The 18705-nt window shown below is 75.8% G+C and carries 15 protein-coding genes; 2 read left to right on the plus strand and 13 right to left on the minus strand.

The features are described 5' to 3' along the window. Positions 1-7: 7 nt before the first annotated feature. A complete protein-coding gene (gene serA, locus IR170_RS14445; protein ID WP_193665102.1) occupies positions 8-1594 on the minus strand; it encodes a phosphoglycerate dehydrogenase in 1587 nt (528 codons plus the stop codon). A gap of 308 nt (positions 1595-1902) precedes the next feature. Between serA and IR170_RS14450 the strand changes: the two genes are divergently transcribed. After that, positions 1903-3561 carry an ABC-F family ATP-binding cassette domain-containing protein gene (locus tag IR170_RS14450; RefSeq protein WP_319805097.1) on the plus strand — a complete coding sequence of 553 codons (1659 nt, stop codon included), beginning with the start codon at positions 1903-1905 and terminating at the stop codon, positions 3559-3561. On the opposite strand, the gene IR170_RS14455 is transcribed toward IR170_RS14450, so the two are convergent. The 10 genes from IR170_RS14455 to IR170_RS14500 all read right to left on the minus strand — a co-directional run bounded on the left by IR170_RS14455 (position 3540) and on the right by IR170_RS14500 (position 14739). Beyond that, a complete protein-coding gene (locus tag IR170_RS14455) occupies positions 3540-4517 on the minus strand; it encodes an esterase/lipase family protein (RefSeq protein ID WP_319805098.1) in 978 nt (325 codons plus the stop codon). The genes IR170_RS14450 and IR170_RS14455 overlap by 22 nt on opposite strands. Before the next feature lie 105 nt (positions 4518-4622). Next, positions 4623-5336 (minus strand): DsbA family oxidoreductase, encoded by a 714-nt coding sequence (locus tag IR170_RS14460; RefSeq protein WP_193665104.1) that lies wholly within the window; start codon positions 5334-5336, stop codon positions 4623-4625. Positions 5337-5486: 150 nt separating this feature from the next. Continuing rightward, positions 5487-6515: a ketol-acid reductoisomerase gene (gene ilvC / locus IR170_RS14465; protein WP_308196087.1), complete on the minus strand. Its 1029-nt coding sequence runs from the start codon at positions 6513-6515 to the stop codon at positions 5487-5489. 52 nt (positions 6516-6567) lie between these two features. After that, the gene (gene ilvN, locus IR170_RS14470) at positions 6568-7122 is read right to left on the minus strand and encodes an acetolactate synthase small subunit (RefSeq protein ID WP_056862306.1); all 555 of its coding nucleotides are present in this window, start codon (positions 7120-7122) and stop codon (positions 6568-6570) included. Beyond that, complete coding sequence (locus tag IR170_RS14475) at positions 7119-8873, minus strand: acetolactate synthase large subunit (RefSeq protein ID WP_056904648.1); 1755 nt, start codon at positions 8871-8873, stop codon at positions 7119-7121. The genes ilvN and IR170_RS14475 overlap by 4 nt, the downstream gene beginning before the upstream one ends. A 752-nt stretch (positions 8874-9625) precedes the next feature. Continuing rightward, a complete protein-coding gene (locus IR170_RS14480; protein ID WP_193665106.1) occupies positions 9626-10450 on the minus strand; it encodes a 4a-hydroxytetrahydrobiopterin dehydratase in 825 nt (274 codons plus the stop codon). Then, complete coding sequence (locus tag IR170_RS14485; RefSeq protein ID WP_193665108.1) at positions 10447-10863, minus strand: VOC family protein; 417 nt, start codon at positions 10861-10863, stop codon at positions 10447-10449. The genes IR170_RS14480 and IR170_RS14485 overlap by 4 nt, the downstream gene beginning before the upstream one ends. 121 nt (positions 10864-10984) lie before the next feature. Further along, positions 10985-12226 (minus strand): FAD-binding domain-containing protein, encoded by a 1242-nt coding sequence (locus IR170_RS14490; protein ID WP_193665110.1) that lies wholly within the window; start codon positions 12224-12226, stop codon positions 10985-10987. Between the two features lie 145 nt (positions 12227-12371). Continuing rightward, positions 12372-13379, minus strand: coding sequence for a S66 family peptidase (locus tag IR170_RS14495; protein WP_193665111.1), 1008 nt, complete (start codon positions 13377-13379; stop codon positions 12372-12374). 142 nt (positions 13380-13521) lie between these two features. Beyond that, positions 13522-14739 carry a kynureninase gene (locus tag IR170_RS14500; protein WP_193665113.1) on the minus strand — a complete coding sequence of 406 codons (1218 nt, stop codon included), beginning with the start codon at positions 14737-14739 and terminating at the stop codon, positions 13522-13524. A 70-nt stretch (positions 14740-14809) separates the two neighbouring features. On the opposite strand from IR170_RS14500, the gene IR170_RS14505 reads away from it, so the two are divergent. Continuing rightward, positions 14810-16129 (plus strand): GNAT family N-acetyltransferase, encoded by a 1320-nt coding sequence (locus IR170_RS14505; protein WP_193665114.1) that lies wholly within the window; start codon positions 14810-14812, stop codon positions 16127-16129. Between the two features lie 243 nt (positions 16130-16372). On the opposite strand, the gene IR170_RS14510 is transcribed toward IR170_RS14505, so the two are convergent. Both IR170_RS14510 and IR170_RS14515 read right to left on the minus strand, forming a co-directional pair. Continuing rightward, positions 16373-17521: an FUSC family protein gene (locus tag IR170_RS14510; protein ID WP_319805099.1), complete on the minus strand. Its 1149-nt coding sequence runs from the start codon at positions 17519-17521 to the stop codon at positions 16373-16375. Between the two features lie 153 nt (positions 17522-17674). After that, positions 17675-18700 (minus strand): hypothetical protein, encoded by a 1026-nt coding sequence (locus tag IR170_RS14515; RefSeq protein ID WP_193665116.1) that lies wholly within the window; start codon positions 18698-18700, stop codon positions 17675-17677. Positions 18701-18705: the final 5 nt, after the last annotated feature.

The raw sequence follows: 18705 nt of genomic DNA on the forward strand, positions 1-18705 counted from the left end.
GGCTTCCTCAGGTGAGGTCGACGGCGCGCACGGAGACCGCGTCGATGGCGCGCCCCATGGCGGCGAGCACGTCGGCGGGCACGGCGGAGTCGACCGAGAGGGCGACGAGGGCCAGGCCCCCGGGGGCGTCGCGGGAGACCTGCATGCCGCCGATGTTGACGCCCGCGTCGCCGAGCACCCGCCCGACGGTGCCGACGACGCCGGGGCGGTCGGCGTAGGTGAGGAAGGCCAGGTGGTCGGTGGGCTCGATGTCGAGGGCGTAGCCGTTGACCTCCACGAGCCGCTCGCGCTGGCCGATGCCGACCAGGGTGCCGCTGACCGAGACCGTGGCGCCGCCCGCGAGGGTGCCGCGCAGGGTGACGAGGTTGCGGTGGTCGGGGCTCTCGGGGTCGACCACGAGGCGCACGGCGGTGCCGCGCTCGGCGGCCAGCAGCGGGGCGTTGACGTAGGAGACGGTCTCCTCGGCGATGTCGGTCAGCACGCCCTTGAGGGCGGCGAGCTCGAGCACGGTGACGTCGTGGTCGGTGATCTCGCCGCGCACCTCCACGTCGAGGCTGGCGGCGGCCTCGCCGGCCAGCGCGCTGAAGATCCGGCCCAGCCGCTCGGTCAGCGGGATGCCGGGGCGCACGTCGTGGGCGATGACGCCGCCCTGCACGTTGACGGCGTCGGGCACCAGCTCGCCGGCCAGCGCCAGGCGCACCGACCGGGCGACCGCCAGCCCCGCCTTCTCCTGGGCCTCGTGGGTGGAGGCGCCGAGGTGCGGCGTGGCCACGACGCCCGGCAGCCCCAGCAGCGGGCTGGCCGTGGCCGGCTCGTGCTCGAAGACGTCGAGGGCCGCGGCGGCCACCCTTCCCTCGACGAGGGCGTCGTGGAGCGCGGCCTCGTCGACGACGCCGCTGCGCGCGGCGTTGACGACGATGACCGAGGGCCGCACCAGCCGCAGCTCGGCCTCCCCGATCAGCCCCATGGTCTCGGGGGTGCGGGGCAGGTGCACCGAGACGACGTCGGAGTCGCGCAGCAGGGTGGCGAGGTCGACCAGGCGCACGCCGACCTGGGCGGCGCGGCCGGGCTGGACGTAGGGGTCGTAGGCCAGCACCTTCATGCCGAAGGCCGCGAGGCGCTGCGCGACGAGCACGCCGATGCGGCCCAGCCCCACCACGCCGACGGTCTTGTCGTAGAGCTCGGTGCCGGTGAAGCTCTCCCGCTCCCACCGGCCCTCCCGCAGCGCCTCCTGGGCCGGTACGACGCACCGGGCGGCGGCCAGCAGCAGGCCCACGGCCAGCTCGGCCACCGAGACCGCGTTGGAGGTGGGCGCGTTGACGACGACCACGCCCGCGTGGGTGGCGGCGCGCACGTCGATGGTGTCGAGGGCTACCCCGGCCCGGGCGACGACCCGCAGGCGGGGCGCCGCCGCCAGGACCTCGGCGTCGACCCGCGTCGCGGAGCGCACGACGAGCGCGGAGGCGTCGGCGACCTCGCGGAGCAGGCGGGCGCGGTCGGTGCCGTCGCAGGTGCGGACCTCGACGTCGGGGCCCAGGGCCTCGAGGGTGGCCGGGCTCAGCGGCTCGCAGATCAGGACGACGGGCTTGCTCACGAGCGGTGACCTCGCTGGTCCTCGACGGGGGTCCCCGTCGCGTGGCCGCGAGGGACGCGGGCCGCCGGGGCGGGGCGCGGCGCGGTCGCGGGACGACGGCGGGGACGGGACGGTGCACGACGCTGTGCGGCCCGCACCCTACCGGCCGCGGGCGACGGGAAAGCGGTGGCACCGCGCCACCGCGGCGACCTACCGTGGACCCGCCCCATCCCCTCCCCCACGGCAGGTCCGGTTGCTCCTCTGAGGCCCACGTCCCCGCGTCGGCGAGCCCCGCTCGCCCGCGATCCGTCACGTCCTCAGGAGGCCCCGTGCCCGCACCCACCCCTCGTCCTCCCTCCCCGCCGCCGGACCCGGCGCCCGCGATCCGGCTGGCGGGGGTCGTCCACACCTGGCCCGACGGCACCCCCGCCCTCGGGGGCGAGGTGCCCCTCGACCTCGCGGTGCCCCCCGGCCGCTCCGGCCTGGTCGGGGCCAACGGCTCGGGCAAGTCCACCCTGCTGCGGCTGGTGGCCGGTGAGCTGACGCCCACCTCCGGTCACGTCGCGGTGCGCGGGGAGGTCGGGCTGCTGCCGCAGGACCTCACCCTCGACGTCGGCGCGGCCGTCGCCGACGTGCTCGGCGTCGGGTCGGTGCGGCGCGCGCTGCGCGAGCTGGAGGCCGGGGCCACCGACGAGCGGGCGACCCGGCTGGTGACCGAGATCGGCGACGACTGGGACCTGCCCGACCGCGCCGAGGCCGAGCTCGACCGCCTCGGGCTGCCCGCCGGGGTGCTCGGACGCCGCCTCGGCGAGCTCTCGGGCGGCGAGGTGGTGCGGCTCGGGCTGGCGCGGCTGCTGCTGCGCCGACCCGACGTGCTGCTGCTCGACGAGCCCACCAACAACCTCGACACCGCCGCGCGGCGACGTCTCGGCGAGGTGCTGGCGTCGTGGCCCCGGACCCTGGTCGTGGTCAGCCACGACCGCGCGCTGCTCGAGCAGATCGACCGCGTCGGCGACCTCCGCGCGGGGCGGGTGCGGTGGTACGGCGGCGGCTGGTCGGCCTACGCCGCGCAGCTGCGCGGCGAGCAGGAGGCCGCCGCGGCCGCCGTCACCTCGGCCCGCTCGGAGCTGCGCCGCCAGCGGGCCGACCGGGTCGAGGCCGAGCGCGTGATCGCCCAGCGCCGGCGCCAGGGCGCGCGCGCCGCCCGTGCCGGTGGCATGGGACGCGCCGAGATCGACTACCAGCAGAACCGCTCGGAGCGCTCGGCCGCGGGCTACCGCACGGTCCACGAGGGGCGCCTCGAGGAAGCCCGTGCCCGGCTCGAGGAGGCCGAGCGCCGGGTCCACGACGACACCGCGGTCAGGGTCGACCTGCCCGCCACCGAGGTCCCGCGGGGGCGGCGCGTGCTCGACACCGCCGGGCTGGTGCTGCGCACCGGCGCCGCGGTCGACCTCGCCGTGCACGGCCCCGACCGGGTCGCGGTGGTGGGGCCCAACGGAGCCGGCAAGACCACCCTGCTGCACACCGTGGCCGGGCTGCTGCCGCCCGCCGCCGGCGCGGTGTCGACGTACGTGCCGACGGCGCTGCTGCCGCAGCGCCTCGACGTGCTCGACCCCGCCCGCACGGTGCTCGACGGGGTGCTCGACCGCTCACCGGGCGCCGACCCGCACGAGGCACGGACGCGGCTGGCGCGCTTCGGCTTCCGCGGCGACGCCACCGGGCGCCCGGTGGGGGTGCTCTCCGGCGGGGAGCGCTTCCGCGCGACCCTGGCGGCCCTGCTGCTGGCCGACCCGGCGCCGCGGCTGCTGCTGCTCGACGAGCCCACCAACAACCTCGACCTGGCCGCCTACGACGCCCTCGTGAGCGCGCTGGGCGCCTTCCGGGGGGCGCTGATGGTGGTGAGCCACGACCCGGCGTTCCTCGACGACGTCGGCGTGGACCGGGTCGTCGACCTGGCGGGGGCGCCTCAGAGCAGCGGCGGGGAGTAGACGCAGAGGGAGCGGGCCGTGGAGGGGTCGAGCCGGTTCTTGACCAGCCGCACGACGTTGGGCGAGTAGCTGATGCTGAGGTGGTCGCTCTGGTCGAGCGGGCAGCGCGACTGGAGCAGGATGTTGGTGACGCCGGGGTCCTTGAGGAAGGCGTTGCGGTAGGGCGTCACGACGTTGTCGAAGAGGGTCTGGATGACGGTGTAGCGCACGCCCGGCACCGTGTCGCCGCCCTGGTTGAGCCGGGCCAGGAAGTCCGAGCCCTGCCGCTGCTGCGGGATCGCGGGCGCCGCCAGGCCGACGAGCCCCTCGCCGCCGGGGAGCGCGGCGACCAGCGGGAGCACGCCGAAGAAGGTCGTGCCGTAGTTGCTCGACGACAGTCCGATGAGCTGGTCGACCTTGTCGGCGCCGCCGAGGAAGCGCAGGTAGTAGCGCGGCATCATCCCGCCCTGCGAGTGCCCGACCAGGTCGACCTCGGCCGCACCGGTGGCGGCCAGCACCCGGTCGACGTACGCCGAGAGCTCCTGGGCCGACGCGGCGATGTCCGAGAGGCCCCGGTAAGGCGTGCGGGTGTAGCTGCCGTAGTCGAGGGCGAAGACGCAGTAGCCGGCCGCGGCGAGGTCGGGGGCCATCTGCGCCCAGTTGTCGTAGCGGTTCTCGACCGTGCCGTGGACCAGCACGACCGGGCGCGGGTGGGCGGCGCTGGGACGGCAGGTCCAGTCGTTGGCGCCGGGCGGGTCGAGGTCGGGCAGCAGGTTGCTCAGCAGCAGCGCGGCCGGGAACGACGTCAGCCGCGGCCCGACACCGCTCTCCCGCGCCGCCGCCGTCGCCCCCGTGGCCGCCGTCGCCGACGGGCCGGGGTCGGCCGCCGCTGCGGGCGGCCCACCGGCGAGCGCGGCCCCCAGGGCGGTCGTGGCGAGCAGGGCGGCGAGGGCGCGCAGCGGCGGGCGTCGGGTCACCCGCCGACCGTAACCGCCGTCACACCGTCGGGGCCACACCCGTCCACCGGGACGGGTGGGCGGGGCCCGGCGCCGGACAGCGCCGGCCAGCGCTCGACGTGTGGGTCAGAGCGCGCACCCGTCGGGCCCGCAGGCCTCCCCCGCCTCGCCCGCGCCCACGACCTGCAGCGGCGGGTGGGCCTCGGTCCAGGCGGTGCGCAGGACCTGGGCGAAGACGTCGGCCGGCTGGGCGCCGGAGATGCCGTAGCGCCGGTCGACGACGAAGAACGGCACGCCGGTGGCGCCGTAGGCCCGGGCCTGCTCGACGTCGGCGGCGACCTCCTCGGCGTGGGCCTGCCCGGCGAGGACCTCGCGGGCCGGCCCCTCCTCGAGTCCGGCGGCCCGGGCCGCGGCCACCAGCACGTCGTGGTCGCCGACGTCCTCGGCCCGGGTGAAGTACGCCGCGAGCAGCTCCTCCTTGAGCGCGCGCTGCTGCGCGGGCCCGCCGACGGCGAGGGCGTGGTGCAGCAGCCGGTGGGCGTCGACGGTGTTGGTGTGCACGGTGTCGAAGAGCCGCAGCTCCAGGCCCTCCTCGGCGCCGGTCTCGACCAGCGAGGCGACCATCTGGCGCATCTCGTCCTCCGGTCGGCCGTACTTGCGCGCCAGCTGCGGCAGGGTCTTCTCGTGGCCGTGGTGCGGCGCGGAGGGGTCGAGCTCGAAGGAGCGGTAGACCACCTCGACCTCGTCGGCGTGCTCGAAGTCGGCCAGCGCCGACTCCAGCCGGCGCTTGCCGACGTAGCACCACGGGCACACGACGTCTGACCAGATCTCGATCTGCATGCCTGCCCCAACGGCCCCGGGGCACGGGGCATTCCGCGCGCGGCGCGCGCCGCGTCGCGTCACGGGCGGCCGTACGCCACGAGCCGGCGCCCCGGGTGGGGCGCCGGCTCGGCGGGTGCTGCGGGAGCGGTCCCGGGAGGGACCGACCGGTCAGCGGGCGGAGGTGCCCTCGACGTAGTCGGAGTCGTGGCTCTTGACCCAGGCCATCAGCTTGCGCAGCTCGCGGCCGGTGGACTCGATCGGGTGCGCCTCGCCCTTCTTGCGGAACTCGGTGAACTCCGGCGAGCCGTTGTCCATGTCGGTGATGAAGCGCTCGGCGAAGGCGCCGTTCTTGATGTCGGCGAGCACGTCCTCCATGTTCTTCTTCACCTCGGGCGTGATGACCCGGGGGCCGGAGACGTAGTCGCCGAACTCGGCGGTGTCGGAGACCGACCAGCGCTGCTTGGCGATGCCGCCCTCGTACATTAGGTCGACGATGAGCTTGAGCTCGTGGAGGCACTCGAAGTAGGCCACCTCGGGCTGGTACCCGGCCTCGGTGAGCACCTCGAAGCCGTACTGCACCAGCTGCGAGGCGCCGCCGCACAGCACGGCCTGCTCGCCGAAGAGGTCGGTCTCGGTCTCCTCGGTGAAGGTGGTCTTGATGCCGCCGGCACGCAGGCCGCCGATGGCCTTGGCGTAGGACAGCGCGAGGTCCCACGCCGAGCCCGAGGCGTCCTTCTCGACGGCGACGAGCACGGGCACGCCGCGGCCGTCGACGTACTCGCGGCGCACGAGGTGGCCGGGGCCCTTGGGGGCGACCATGAAGACGTCGACGCCCTCGGGCGGGGTGATGTAGCCGAAGCGGATGTTGAAGCCGTGGCCGAAGACGAGGGTGTCGCCCTCGGTGAGCGCCGGGGCGATCTCCTCGGCGTAGAGCTTCCGCTGGTGCTGGTCGGGGGCGAGGATGACGATGACGTCGGCCTCCTCCGCGGCCTCGGCGGGGGTGAGCACGCGCAGGCCCTCGGCCTCGGCCTTGGCCCGGCTCTTCGAGCCCGGCTGCAGGCCGATGCGGACGTCGACGCCGGAGTCACGCAGCGACAGCGAGTGGGCGTGGCCCTGGCTGCCGTAGCCGATGACCGCCACACTCTTGCCCTGGATCAGGGACAGGTCGGCGTCGTCGTCGTAGAACATCTCAGCCACGGGGGCTTCTCCTTCGGGTTGGTTTCAGTGGAGGTGCGTCGGGGGCGCCGGGTCAGACCGCGGCGGGCGGAGCGGGGGTGGCGACCGGGCGCAGGCTGCGCTCGGAGATGGAGCGGGAGCCGCGGCCGATGGCGACCATGCCGGACTGCACGAGCTCGCGGATCCCGAAGGGCTCCAGCACGCGCAGGAAGTCGGCGATCTTGCCGGCGTTGCCGGTGATCTGCACGGTGAGGGCGTCGGGGGCCACGTCGATGACCTTGGCGCGGAACAGCTGCACGGTGTCGAGCACCTGGCCGCGGGTCTCCGCGGTGGCGGCGACCTTGACCAGCACCAGCTCGCGGTTGACCGAGGCGCCCTGGTCGAGCTCGACGATCTTGATCACCTCGACCAGCTTGTTGAGCTGCTTGGTGACCTGCTCCAGCGGGGAGCGCTCGACGTCGACCACGATCGTCATCCGCGAGATCTCCGGGTGCTCGGTGGGGCCCACCGCGAGGCTGTCGATGTTGAAGCCGCGGCGGCTGAAGAGCCCCGCGATGCGGGCCAGGACACCGGGCTTGTTCTCCACCAGCACCGACAGGGTGCTGCGGGAGTCGGCGTGTGCGCTCACAGGTCGTCCTCGTCGAAGTCGGGCGCGAGGTCTCGCGCGTACTTGATGTCGTCGTTGCTGGTGCCGGCGGCGACCATCGGCCACACCATGGCGTCGCGGTGCACCCGGAAGTCCACCACGACGGGCACGTCGTTGATCTCCATGGCCTTCTCGATAGTGGCGTCGACGTCGCCGGGGGCCTCGCAGGACAGGCCGACGCAGCCGTAGGCGTCGGCGAGCTTGACGAAGTCGGGGATGCGCACCGGGCCGCCGTGGCGCTGGAGGTTGGTGTTGGAGTAGCGCTCGTTGTAGAAGAGCGTCTGCCACTGGCGCACCATGCCGAGCGACTCGTTGTTGATGATCGCGACCTTGATCGGGATGCCCTCGATCGCGCAGGTGGCGAGCTCCTGGTTGGTCATCTGGAAGCAGCCGTCGCCATCGATCGACCACACGGTGGTGTCGGGCATGCCGACCTTGGCGCCCATCGCGGCCGGCACCGAGTAGCCCATGGTGCCGAGGCCGCCGGAGTTGAGCCAGGTATTGGGGTGCTCGTAGCCGATGAACTGCGCGGCCCACATCTGGTGCTGGCCGACGCCGGAGGTGTAGATGGCCTCGGGCCCGGCGATCGAGCCGAGCCGCTCGATGACGTACTGCGGCGAGAGGCTGCCGTCGGTGGGCAGGTCGTAGCCCAGGGCGTACTTCTGCTTCACCCCGGCCAGGAACTGCACCCACTGCTCGTAGTCGCCGGTCGTGCCGGCGTCGCTCTCGGCGGTGAGCGCCACGACGAGGTCGGAGATCACCTCGCGGCAGTCGCCCACGATCGGGACGTCGGCGTGGCGGTTCTTGCCGATCTCGGCGGGGTCGATGTCGGCGTGCACGACCTTGGCGCCGGGGGCGAAGGAGTCGAGGTTGCCGGTGACGCGGTCGTCGAATCGGGCACCGAGGCTGATGATGAGGTCGCTCTTCTGCAGCGCCGCGACCGCCGCCACCGTGCCGTGCATGCCGGGCATGCCCAGGTGCTGGGGGTGGGAGTCGGGGAAGGCGCCGCGGGCCATCAGGGTCGTGACCACCGGCATGCCGGTGAGCTCGGCCAGCACGCGCAGCTCACGGTGGGCGCGGGCGCGGATGACGCCGCCGCCGACGTAGAGCACCGGGCGGCGGGCCTCGAGCGCCAGGCGCGCGGCCTCGCGGATCTGCTTGGCGTGCGGCTTGGTCACCGGGCGGTAGCCGGGCAGCTGGAGCTCGGTGGGCCAGCGGTAGTCGGTCATGGCCTGCAGCGCCGACTTGGCGACGTCGACCAGCACCGGTCCGGGGCGACCGGTCGAGGCGATGTGGAAGGCCTCGGCGACCTTCTGCGGGATCTCGGCGGGGTCGGTGACCAGGAAGTTGTGCTTCGTGATCGGCATCGTGATGCCGCGGATGTCGGCCTCCTGGAAGGCGTCGGTGCCGATCATCGAGGCCCCGACCTGGCCGGTCACGGCGACCAGCGGCACGGAGTCCATGTGGGCGTCGGCGAGCGGCGTGACCAGGTTGGTCGCGCCCGGGCCCGACGTGGCCATGCAGACCCCGACCCGCCCCGTCGCGGCGGCGTACCCCTGGGCGGCGTGGCCTGCACCCTGCTCGTGGCGCACCAGGATGTGGCGGATGGAGGAGTCCATCAGCGGGTCGTACGCCGGGAGGATCGCGCCGCCGGGGATGCCGAAGACGTCGGTCACGCCGGCCGCCTCCAGCGACTTGATCAGGCTCTGCGCACCCGTCACCTGCTCGCTCATGCCTCTGTGCCCCTTGCTCCTGTGTGGCCCGCGGGGGGCCGGTGTGTGGCTCGTGGAAGGTGGCCCCGGAGGGCCGTGCCGCCTGGACCTGCGCGCTGGATCCGCCTGCCGGTGCTGCGTGCTGGATCTGGCGTGCCGCTCGTGGTCGCCTCCGGTGTGCGAGGCACAAAAAAGCCCCCCGGCCCGAGGGCGACGAGGGGTGACACGTGGACTTCGACCGGGTGTGGTGGTCTCAGCTCACGCGTCGCGTGCGTACAAGAAGGTCCTGGCGCATGCTGACCACGGTAGCCCGTGGCCCCTCTCCCGTCACCACACCCTGCCACCCCGTCCCACGATGCGGGACGGCGGTCCCACATCGTGGTCGGGTGGAGGGTGCCGATCGGCTGGCGGGGTGCGCGCGCTGATCGGCGTGGCGTGCCCGATCACGCAATTGCGCCGGTTGCGCGGTCGGGCGGCGGTGTCGTCTGCGCTGACTGCGCAAAGCTTGCCGCCACCGTCCTGCCCGCCCACGCAATTGCGCCGGTTGCGCAGTCCCGCGGCGGCGCCGTCTGCGCCGACCACGCAAACCTCCCTGCCACCGTCCCGCCCGCCCACGCAATTGCGCCGGTTGCGCAGTCCCGCGGCGGCGCCGTCTGCGCCGACCACGCAAACCTCCCCGCCACCGTCCCGCCCGCCCACGCAATTGCGCCGGTTGCGCAGTCCCGGTGTCTGCGCGGCCCCTCGGCCGCCCGTCCGGGGCGGCCGGGCGGGGCTCAGGCGTCGTCGGCGGGCGGGGCGGTGGCGGAGCCGTCGCGGCCCAGCCAGGTGCAGACGCAGGCGTGGTTGCCCTCGGCGTCGGCGAGCACCCAGAAGGCCGGGGCGTAGCCGTCGTTGACGAGGGTGCCGCCCGCCTCGACCGCAGCGCGCACGCGCTTCTCAGCCAGCTCCGGGGGCACCGTGACGTCGAGATGGAAGCGCTGGCCGGACGTCCCGGCGCGGTCGGCGGCCCCGCCGTCGGACCCGGTGGCGGCACTGTCGGTGGCCCCGTCGGCGGCTCCGTCGGCGGCTCCGTCGGCGGCGCTGTCGGTGGAGCGCTGGAACCACAGCGCCGAGCGGCCGTCGCCGTCGAGCACCTCGTCGTCCTCCCCGGCGCTCGGGTCGAGACCGAGCACGGCGGCCCAGAAGGGCTTGATGCGCGACGGGTCGGGGGTGTCGAGGGCCCACTCGAGGGCCTGCACCTCGTGCGGCGCCGGCTCGGCGCCGACCTGGCCGGCCAGGTCGGTGATCGTGGCGGCCAGGCGCAGGTCGCGGCGGGTGATGCCGCCGACGTCGTGGCTGGAGAGCACCACGTCGACGTGGGGGTAGCGCAGGTCGACGTCGGGGTGGTGGTCGACCGCGTCGGCCGCGTCGGCGATCGCGGCGACCAGGCGGGCGCCGGTGGAGAAGTCGCCGGTGCGGAAGCGCGCGTGGAGGCGCCCGAGGACGAATCGCCACTCCTCGAGCAGGGCCTCGGCCACGTCGTGGCCGGTGAGCACCTGCTTGTCCGGGTCGGTCTGCTGGTCGTCGGTCGTGTCGGTCTGGCTCGTGTCGCTGCTCATGGGAGGACCTCCTGCCCGATCGGCCCGGGGTTCCAGGCGATCTCCCAACGGTAGCCGTCGGGGTCGGCGAAGTAACCGGTGTAGCCGCCCCAGGCGCGCTCCTGCCCAGGGTGCACCGGGTCGGCGCCGGCGCCGCGGGCGGTGGCGAGCACGGCGTCGACCTCCTCGCGGGTGGCGACGTTGTGGGCCAGGGTGAGCGGCGCCAGGCCGGGGCCGTCGGCGAGCGGCCCGACCTCGGCCTCGAAGGCGCGGCGGTCCCACAGGGAGAGCACGACGCGGTCGGCGACCTTGACCATCAGCACCTCCCCCTCGACGTCGAGGGCGGCGCGCCAGCCGAGACCGTCGAGGTAGAACCGCCGGCTCGCGGCGAGGTCGCGCGCGGCCAGGGTCACGAAGCTGAGTCGCTGGTCCATCCGGCGACCCTGCCAGAGCGTGACCGCCGGCGGCCACCGGTCGGCCGAGGTCGGGCCGGGTGGGGGCTCGCCGCAGGTGTTCGCGACCGACGGCGCGGCCTGGCCCGGGCCCCGGGTCGGGTCAGGCCCGCACGCCCTTGCGCCACGACGAGAAGGACCGCACCGAGGCACGCCGCGGACGCACCAGCCACGGCCAGGGATGCACCTCCACCGGCTCCAGCGCCGCGGCCCGGCGCGCCCAGCCGGGCACCGGCGCGTGGGTCGTCGCGAGCGAGCGACCGGCCAGCTCCTCGACCACGTCGCCCCGGCGTACGTCGAGCCTGCGGCCCCCGCCGAGCTCGCCCAGCGTCTCGGCGAGGAAGACCAGCCGCTTGCCCGAGAGCCGCAGCCCGCGCAGCAGCGGCTCGTCGAAGACGAACACCGCGGGCCGCTCGGGGTCGGCGGCCAGCGCGGGGTCGGTGTCGCCCACGGACTCCGCGGTGAGCCAGACCTCCTCCGCCCCGTCGCCCTCGACCGACTCGGGGCCGGCCGGGATGTCGCCGGGGCCGAGGTCGGGGGCGCCGGGCCCCCCGACCCGCGCGCCGGTGGAGGCCTCGGGCCAGTCCTGCACGGGGCAGGCGGCCTTCAGCGGGCACGAGCGGCACAGCTGCGGCGCGCGCTTCTCGACCTGCCAGCGGCTGAAGCCGTAGGGCTTGCCGCTGCCCGTGCCGGTGGTCCACTGCCAGCCCAGCCGGTTGGCGGCGCGCGAGCCGTCGAGCAGGTGGGCGAACATCGCGTCCTCGCCGTCGCGCCAGGCCGCACCCTCGCGCACGGCCCACTGGGAGGCGAGCCACATGCGGGTCTGGTTGACCAGCCATCCGTCGTCGTGGAGCTCACCGACCACGGCGTCCATGCACGCCATCTCTCGCGGCCAGGGGTCGCGGCCGTCGGCGGGCCGGGGGCCGGCGGGCTGCTCGTGACGCAGCGGACGGCCCAGGGCGGGCCCGACGCGGGCGTAGAGGTGGCGGGCGTACTCCTGCCACAGCAGCTCGTCGCGGTACTTGCGGCGGTCGCGCTCGGGAGCGTCGCCGACCGCCGACCACACCGCGGACAGCGGGGTGAGCCCGTGGCGGATGTAGGGCGACATGCGGCTCGCGCCGCGGCGCCCCACGGGCAGCACCGTGCTGCGGGTGCGGGCGTAGCCGGTGATGTCGAGGGCCGCGAGCGCCGCGTCGGCGGCACTCTGCCCGCCGGTGAGCGCTCCGGCGCGCACCCCGTCGGGGCCCTCGAGGGTCAGGTCGCCCAGGTGCGCCGCGACCCACGCGACGACGTCGTCGCGGGTCGCGCCGTCGGCGAGGGACGGGGGCGGCGGGAGGCTGGGCACCCCCTCAGCATCGCCCGCGCCACCGACACCCGGGTCACCCTCGTGGCTCCGGTCGGCCGCGGGCGGATCGTGCGGGTCGGGTCGGGTGGGGTCGGGTGGGGTCGGGTCGGGTCGCGGGCGGGGGCGGACTCGGGCGACCGTGCGCTCAGGCGAAGGTCTGGACGAGGGTGCGGTCGCCGGTGTCGACGTCGGCGAGGGCGCCGTTGACGAGCGGGAGGAAGGGCTGCACGTGGCCGATCTCCACGTCGAGGACGACCGGGAGGTCGAGCATCCCGAGGGCGTCCTTGACCGCCTCGGCCTGGGTCAGGTGCTCGGCGGCGGGGGCGGAGGTGCGCCCGACGAGGATGCCGGTGGCGTGGTCGAACCACCCGGCCAGGCGCAGGCCGTGCAGCGCGCGGGCGACGTCGTAGGCGCCGTGCTCGGCGGCCTCGACGTATACGACGAGGCCGTCGTCGGCGTGGGCCTCGCCGAAGCCGCGCACGTCGGCGTACGCCGTGCCCGCCAGTGGGCTCAGCACCTCCAGGCAGCCGCCGACCAGGCGCCCGGAGAAGGAGGCCTCTCCCCCGCCCAGCAGCGACCAGCCGCCCTCGTCGGGCAGCGTCATGCGGTCGACGCCGGGCTCGGCGACGTAGTCGTCCCAGCCGTCGGCGCGGTAGCGGCCCGGACTCGTCTGGGTGAGGGGGCCGGTGGCGGAGGCGACGTCGACCCAGTGCAGCAGACCGTCGGGGGCGGCGTAGGGGGTGTCCATGAGGTTCCAGCCGTGCAGGGTCGCCCAGCCCAGCCGGGTGGTGAGCGGCAGCAGCACGGTGTCGAGGTCGCTCCACCCGACCACCCAGGTGGGCTCGGCGCGCTCGACGGCGGCCCAGTCGAGCTCCTCGAGCAGGTCGATGGCCAGCTCGCCGCCCCACGGCGGCACGACGGCGCGGATCGCGGGGTCGGTGAGCATCGCGCCGAGCTCGGCCGCGCGCCGGGCGCGCGGGGCGGAGGTGACCGACGAGCCGTCGAGGCAGTCGCCGAGCACCACCTCGAAGCCGCGCTCGCGCAGCGAGGCCACGGCGGCGTCGAGGCGCGGGCGCAGCGGGCCCGCCACCCCCGAGGAGGGAGCGGTCACGCCGATCGTGTCGCCGGGCTGCAGGGGCCTGGGGTAGCGCATGGCCTCACCCTGCCACGCGGCCCGACGAGCGCCGAGCGGGCGGGGCGAGCGGCGCGCGAACCCCGGACGTCACGCGCCACGAGGATGCGATTCCACCCTCCGCATGACGTCCGGCGCAGCACCCGACCGGACGGCGGCGACCTCAGCCGAGCAGCCCCCCGAGCACGTCGCGCACCTGCTCGAGACCGGCCCGGACCTCGGCGTACGACGTCGACAGCGGCGACAGCCCCAGGCGCAGGCCGCCGGGGTCGCGGTAGTCGGGGATGACGTCGCGGCGCCACAGCTCGGTGGTGACCTCGCGCATCCGCTCGTGCACCAGGGTGACGTGGCCGCCGCGCAGGGCGGGGTCGCGCGGGGTGGCCACGCCCACGCCGAGCGGCGCGAGCAGGTCGTCGGCCAGGTCGAGGGCGTAGCCGGTGAGCCCCACCGACTTCTCGCGCACCGCGGCGATGCCGACCCGGTCGAGCAGCTCGAGCATGTCGCGCACCGGCTGCATGCCGACCACCGGCGGCGTGCCCGACAGCATCCGGCGGATGCCGTCGGCCGGGCGGTAGGTCGGGCCCATGAGGAAGGGGTCGTGCGCACCGATCCAGCCCTGCAGCGGCTGCTCGATCTCGGCGAGCAGCCGCTCGGCGACGTAGACGAAGGCCGGCGACCCGGGGCCGCCGTTGAGGTACTTGTAGGTGCAGCCCACCGCGAGGTCGGCGTCCCAGCCGTCGAGCTCCACCGGCACCGAGCCCACCGCGTGGCTGAGGTCCCACAGCACCAGCGCGCCCGCGTCGTGCGCGAGGCGGGTCAGCGTCACGCCGTCGGCGAGGTACGCCGAGCGGTAGGCCACGTGGCTGAGCACGACGAGCGCCGTACGCTCCCCCACCGCCTCGGCCAGCAGCTCCTCGCTCACCCCGAGCGCGGTGTCGACCTCGACCCAGCGCAGGGTCAGCCCGCACTCGCGGGCCACGCCCTCGGCGAGGTAGCGGTCGGTGGGGAAGTTGTCACGGTCGACCACGATCTCGTCGCGGCCCGGACGCAGCGCCACCGCGGCGCGCATCGCCTTGTAGAGCAGCACGGTCGTGGAGTCGCCGATGGTGGTCTGGCCCGCGGCGGCGCCCAGGCAGGTGCGGGCGATGTCGTCGCCGACGCGCTGCGGCAGGTCGAACCAGTCCTCGTCCCAGCCGCGGATCAGCCGCCCGCCCCACTCGTGGTCGACGAAGCCGGCGAGACGGGCGCCGGTGACGGCGAGGGGGCGGCCCAGGGAGTTGCCGTCGAGGTAGACCAGCGGGCTGCTCGCGCCGACGAAGCGGTCGCGGTGGTCGGCCAGCGGGTCGGCGGCGTCGCGGGGGGCGGGGTCGAGGTCGCTCACGGCGCATGTCTACACGCGCGCCCGCCCCGGGCCCGCCACCGGCCCGGCGCGCCCGGCTAGGTTCGGGGTCGTGGAGATCCGCGAGCTGACCCCCGACGACTGGGAGGGCGAGGCCGCCCTGGCCGAGGAGGCCTTCGGCGCTGCGCCGGCGGGCAGCCCGCCCCGCACGCGCCCCGCCGAGCCGTCGCCGGGTCGCCACGGCTGGGGCGCTGTCGACGGCGGCCGGCTCGTGGCCAAGGTGGTCGCGCTCGAGCAGGCGTCGTGGTGGGGCGGGGTCGAGCTCGCCACCTGCGGCATCGCCGGTGTGGCCGTCGCCGCCGAGCACCGCTCCGGCGGGCTGCTCGCCGCGGTCATGGCCCCGCTCCTCGCCCAGGCCGCCGAGCGCGGCGCGGTCCTCTCGACGCTCTACCCCACCGCCCCCGGCATCTACCGCTCGCTGGGCTGGGAGCTGGTCGCCGCCCTCGACCGGGTCACCCTGCCGACGGCCTCGTTGTCGCGCGTGCGCCCGCCCGTGGGCGTGACCACGCGGCGCGCCGAGGTGGGCGACGTGCGCGCGGTGCAGGAGCTGTACGCCGCCTGGGCCGCGGCGCAGAACGGTCCGCTGACCCGCACCGGCCCGCGCTTCGACCGGCCCGACGCCGAGATCCACGCCGACCGCGGCGCGACCACCCTGGCCGTCGACGCCGCGGGGCGCGTGGTCGGCTACGCGAGCTGGTCGCGCCACGGCGGCTACGGCCCCGACGGCGTGCTCGAGGTGCACGACCTCCTCGCCGTCAGCGCCGACGGCTACCGCGCGCTGTGGGAGGTGCTGGCCAGCTCCGCCTCCGTCGCCCCCACCCTCGCGCTGCGCACCTCCGGCGCCGACCCTGCGCGGCTCCTCCTGCCCGGCGTCACCTGGTCACCCGACCCCGCCGCCCACCACCCCTACATGCTGCGCGTGCACGACGTCGCCGGCGCCCTCACTGCGCGACGCCTCGCCCTTCCCGACGGGGTGGGCCCGCGGGGCGGGGCCGGGGTCGCGTCCGGGGCCGGGATCGGGTCCGGGGGCGGGGCCGGGGCCGGGGCCGGGGGCGGGACTGCCGGGCCAGGTGTCGCGATCGACCTCGCCGTGGCCGGCGACCGGCTCGGCGCCGACGGTCGCTACCGGCTCACGCTCGGCGACGGGCCAGGTCGCTGCGAGCGGCTGGCCGCCGGTGGGGTCGCGGTCGGTGCGCCGGGCGGGGTCGACGTACCGACCCTCACGCCGCAGGGACTGGCCCTCCTCTTCGCGGGCGCGCAGACCTGCGCCAACCTGCGCATGCTCGACCACCTCACCGGGCCCGGCCACCACGACGCCCTGCTCGACCTGCTGCTCGCGGGCCGTCCGCTGCACGTGCGCGACTACTTCTGAGCCACCAGCCCGGTCCGGTGCGCAACGGCGCAATTGCGCCGGTTCAGCAACCCACGCGACCCACCACCAGCACCAGCCGCGCAAACCCCCCACCCGACCCCCAGCACCACCACGCAATTGCGCCACTTCAGCAACCCACGCGACCCACCACCAGCACCAGCCGCGCAAACCCCCCACCCGACCCCCAGCACCACCACGCAATTGCGCCGCTTCAGCAACCACGCGACCGACGGCGACCGCGGGTCAGGGCCGGCGCCGCAGCGCCCGGCCTACCGCCAGCCCGACGGCGACGCCGAGCAGGGTCTCCACGGCGCGGTCGAGCAGCAGGGTGCCGACCGGCACCGGGCTGGCCAGGTGCACCATCAGCAGCGCCAGCGGCGTGATGGCGACCAGGGCGAGGGCGTAGTTGCGCCCGACGAGCAGCTCCGCGGTCACCTGCAGCGCCACCACCACCAGCACGAGACCCAGCCCGGTGAGGTCGAGGCCGAGCAGGGCCGCGGCGACCAGCAGACCGACGCCCGTGCCGAGGAGGCGGTGCAGCCCCCGCACGGCCTGGGCCCGCGGGTCGCGCGCGGCGAGCGGCACCACGGCCGAGACCATCGCCCAGTAGGGGTGGCCGATGCCGGTCGCGGTGGCCACCGCCCCGGCCAGCGCCACGCCGAGGGCGGCCCGCAGCGCGTGGCGTCGTACGTCCGTCGGCGCGACCCGGGTGGTCGCCCCGGCCGTCGCACCCGCCGTCGCGCCGCCTGCCGCACCTGCCGCCGCACCCGCCGCCGCTCGCGCACCCGCCGCCGCACCGGACCCACCGGCGGCGGCCGACCCGCCCCGCCTGGCGCGCACCGTCGCACCGAGGCCGCCCACGACCACGGCGAGCGCGGCGGAGGCCGCCGCCACGCCCAGAGCGACCGGCACGTCGCCCGCCGTGGAGGGCACCGAGGCGGTGGCGCCGAAGGCGAAGACGAGGAAGAGCGCCCCGGGCGGGTGCCAGGCGTGGCGGTCCGAGAGCGTGGAGCCGAGTGCGGCCACACCGGCCGCGAGCGGCACGGCCAGCCAGGCGCGCTGCGGGGAGGTCGCCACGACCGTGCCGAGCCCGACGGCGAGCACCAGGAGCGTCGCGAGCGTGAGCTGCATGCGGCGCCGCTCGGCGCCGCCGCGGTCGCGGGCGTAGAGCGCGGCGAAGGCGCCGAAGGTGGCGTAGAGCGCCCACTCGAGACGACCCGCGGCCAGCAGCACGAGCAGCGGCACGAGGATCGAGACCCCCGCGCGGGCCGCGACGCGGTGCGCGCCGTCGTGGGGTCCGAGGGCGAGGAGCTGGTCGCGCAGCCGGCCACCGCCACCGCCACGGGGCCGGCTCGGCGTCGTCGTGGGCGGGCGTGATGGCTCGGTCGTCACGTCAGGCACTCCTGGTCCAACCGTCGGGGCCCCGCCACCGTCCCGCCGGCTTCCACTGGGTGGAGGTCGGGGCGGTGGTGCCCGCGACGCCCGGTGACCCGCCCGGGGTCGGGCTGGAGGGGGCCCGAGCCCGTCGGGTGGCTCACGGCTGGCTCACTGGTAGCTCACGAACCTCACCGCGGGCCGGATCGCGTGCACCTCGCGCGGGCCCATCAGGTCGACGTCCTCGTCGTAGAAGAGCTTGAAGCCGCCACGGAACTGCTGCGGTCGCACGACCGCGCGGTAGGTCGCGAGCTTCTCGCGGGGCGCGCCGAAGCCGTCGACGTGCTGCACCGTCGCCAGCTCCCGGCGCGACGTGACGGCCGCGATGTCGCGCACCATGTCGGTGCGGAACTGGTGGAGCACGAAGAGCTTCTGCGGCAGCTCCCAGCGGCGCACCAGCCCGGCCACCCAGGCCGAGGTGCGGTCGACCTCGCGGGCACCGACGCTGCCGATGACCCGCCCGGGCACCTCGCGGCGCCCCATCCGCCACTCGGGGTCGAGGGCGAGCCCGACGTGGGGCTGGCGCAGCGCCCACTCCCAGCGGCGGGCGGTGTCGAGGAAGCCGGTGCGCCCCGGCTGGAGGTCGAGCAGCAGCAGCGCGTCGTGCCGGCGCGCCGCGGCGACCCAGCGCTCCACCCCGGCGCGCGGCACGTCGTGGGCGTAGTCGCCGTCGTCACCCGGCCCGGCGTCGGCGATGGTCACGATGAGCTCGTAGACCGGCTGCACGGGCGAGCCGGGGCGGGCGAAGGGCCGCGCCGCGGCGTCGAGGCGCTCGCGCACCTGCTCGGGCGCTCCTTCCCCGAGCACCCCGAGGGCGGGGGTCTGCGCCGTGCCGTAGTAGGCCACCAGGAAGTCGTCGGCGCCGAAGACGCGGCGCGTGCCGTTGGGCAGCAGCGTCGCGGCGTTGGCGGCCCGCACCTGCTCCGGCGTACGCCGGTCGCCGCGGCCGCCGCCCGGCCCCGGCCCCGCCCCCGCACCGGGGCGCCCGACGCCGTCGGCGACCGGGGCCGGGTCGTCACCCGCGAGCCACCGCGGCAGGTGGGTCACCAGGCCTGCGACGAGCACCAGCGCGACCAGCCCGGCGAGGGCGCCGAGCAGCGCCCGGCGCTCGCTCGGCGCCCGTCGCGGGACGCTCACGCGGC

It is taken from the genome of Nocardioides kribbensis, assembly GCF_015070375.1.
Classification (GTDB): Bacteria; Actinomycetota; Actinomycetes; order Propionibacteriales; family Nocardioidaceae; genus Nocardioides; species Nocardioides kribbensis.

Coding starts and splice junctions, on each gene's coding strand:
- IR170_RS14460 (WP_193665104.1), bottom strand. CDS start 5,336: ATGCAGATCGAGATCTGGTCAGACGTCGTGTGCCCGTGGTGCTACGTC.
- IR170_RS14475 (WP_056904648.1), bottom strand. CDS start 8,873: ATGAGCGAGCAGGTGACGGGTGCGCAGAGCCTGATCAAGTCGCTGGAG.
- IR170_RS14480 (WP_193665106.1), bottom strand. CDS start 10,450: ATGAGCAGCGACACGAGCCAGACCGACACGACCGACGACCAGCAGACC.
- IR170_RS14485 (WP_193665108.1), bottom strand. CDS start 10,863: ATGGACCAGCGACTCAGCTTCGTGACCCTGGCCGCGCGCGACCTCGCC.
- IR170_RS14495 (WP_193665111.1), bottom strand. CDS start 13,379: ATGCGCTACCCCAGGCCCCTGCAGCCCGGCGACACGATCGGCGTGACC.